We start from the raw sequence: 326 nt of genomic DNA, 5'->3' as shown, positions 1-326 counted from the left end.
GCTTTACACCAACCGTTTCGTCGAGTCCGCCGACCTGACCGCGCAGCACGGACCCCGCCCATGAACCTCTCCACCAGACCCTTGCTCGGCAGTCTCGCGCTGTTGTTCCTGTTCCTCGCTGCCTGGCAGTGGGGGCCCGGCCTGCTCGGCATGCCCGAGTTCGTCCTGCCGGGGCTGAGCCGGGTGGCGGCGGAGGGCGTGGCCATGTGGCACGGCGCCGGACTGCTGGAGCACACGGCGATCACCAGCCTGGAGATCGTCGTCGGTTTCGCCCTGGGCGCGCTGCTTGGCGTGAGCATCGGCGTTGCCCTCGGCCTGTCGCCGAC

At 69.9% G+C, this 326-nt stretch carries 1 pseudogene; it reads left to right on the top strand.

The window, feature by feature from the left end:
• Nucleotides 1-60: 60 nt before the first annotated feature.
• A pseudogene (locus ACLJNW_RS23990) lies at nt 61-326 on the top strand (hypothetical protein); the annotation flags it as partial.

This window comes from Salmonella sp. SAL4457, assembly GCF_046548235.1.
Classification (GTDB): Bacteria; Pseudomonadota; Gammaproteobacteria; order Enterobacterales; family Enterobacteriaceae; genus Salmonella; species Salmonella enterica.
The sequence above is the reverse complement of the archived record's forward strand: the minus strand, read 5'-3'. Positions and strand labels throughout refer to the sequence as shown.